This window comes from Streptomyces mesophilus, assembly GCF_040300965.1.
GTDB classification, from domain to species: Bacteria; Actinomycetota; Actinomycetes; order Streptomycetales; family Streptomycetaceae; genus Streptomyces; species Streptomyces mesophilus_A.
The window spans coordinates 1-1,268 of record NZ_JBEPEW010000316.1 but is presented as its reverse complement, the minus strand read 5'-3'; the positions used below and the strand labels follow the sequence as shown (position 1 = coordinate 1,268).

The following is a 1,268-nucleotide window of genomic DNA, read 5'->3' as shown; positions in this document are numbered from 1 at the left end:
CGTGCTCGCCCGCGCCCTGGCGGGGCACTTCACGGAGGCCCGGCACGCCCTGACCGACCCCGCCGGGCGCTGGGGCGAGGGCGACCCGGTGCCGCGCCGCTTCAGCGCCGAGCAGCTGACCGGCCTCGTCGAGGAGGGCGGTCTGCGGGTCGGCTCGGTGCATGGCGTGCGGGTCTTCGCCGACCTGGTGCCGGGCGTCCTGGTGGACACCGAGCCCGGCGCCCTGGACGCCCTCATCAAGCTGGAGGCCGCTGCCGCCGAGCAGCCGGCCTTCCACGCGGTCGCCACCCAGCTGCACATCCTGGGCGAGAAGGGCTGAACCGGGCCTGGAACCGGGTTCTCGGGGTACTGGAAAAGCCGGCCAGGGACAGGGTTCCCCGGCTCCCTGTTCTCAGGGGTGAAAAACGGTCGCGGTGGCCGGAACTCCGGTACCCGGCGAAACAGGAGCAGTGAGCGGAAGCGCCGCATCCTGCGCAGTCCTCCTGATCAGGGGCGCAACCGCAGATGGAGTAGGCCACAGGCCCCCCGATCAGGGCCTGTGACCCGTATGATCGAGGGACACCGACCGGCATGACGGCCGTACCGCTGGGGAATGAACGCCTCAGCTTCGGGTGCCATTACGGGCCGGAATGGCGAATTGGCGTAGAGGGGCGGGTTTCACGGGGGCGATTCCCTGCCTATCCTGAAGGGGACCCCCGGTCGCCCCGGCGACTGCACGATGAGGAGGGACTCCGTGCCGCTCTCAGAGCACGAGCAGCGCATGCTCGAGCAGATGGAGCGAGCGCTGTACGCCGAAGATCCCAAGTTCGCGACAGCGCTTGAGGGAAGCGGGCTGCGTACGTACACCCGGAAGCGGGTCTACCAAGCGGTCGCCGGCTTTCTTGTGGGAATCGCGCTCCTCATGGCAGGAATGGTCGCGCAGCAGATCTGGATCAGCGTGGTGGGATTCCTCGTCATGCTCGGCTGTGCGGTGCTCGCGGTAACCGGTTGGCGCAAGGCGCCCAAGCCGGGCGAGCAGGCCCCTGGTACGGCGGACGGTCAGGGTGGGACAGCTCCCCCGACCACGCGGCGTCAGGGCCGGCAGCGGCGGTCGATGATGGACCGCATCGAGCAGCGCTGGCAGCGGCGCCGCGAAGAGGGTCACTGACCTAAAAGCTCACCCGACGTGGGTGTGGGGCGGACGCCGAAGCGTCCGCCCCCCCCCCCCCGCCGGCGGAGGGGGGGCCCCCCCACCCGGCCGGACGGGGGCCCCCGCCCCCGCCCCCCCG

The 1,268-nt window shown here is 71.2% G+C and carries 1 protein-coding gene and 1 pseudogene; both read left to right on the top strand.

Going from position 1 to position 1,268, the window contains the following annotated elements; genetic code table 11:
- Positions 1-319 (top strand): annotated as a pseudogene (locus ABT367_RS41370) (SAM-dependent methyltransferase); the annotation flags it as partial.
- Positions 320-733: 414 nt separating this feature from the next.
- Complete coding sequence (locus ABT367_RS41365) at positions 734-1,147, top strand: DUF3040 domain-containing protein (RefSeq protein ID WP_352259131.1); 414 nt, start codon at positions 734-736, stop codon at positions 1,145-1,147.
- The last annotated feature ends 121 nt before the right edge of the window (positions 1,148-1,268 follow it).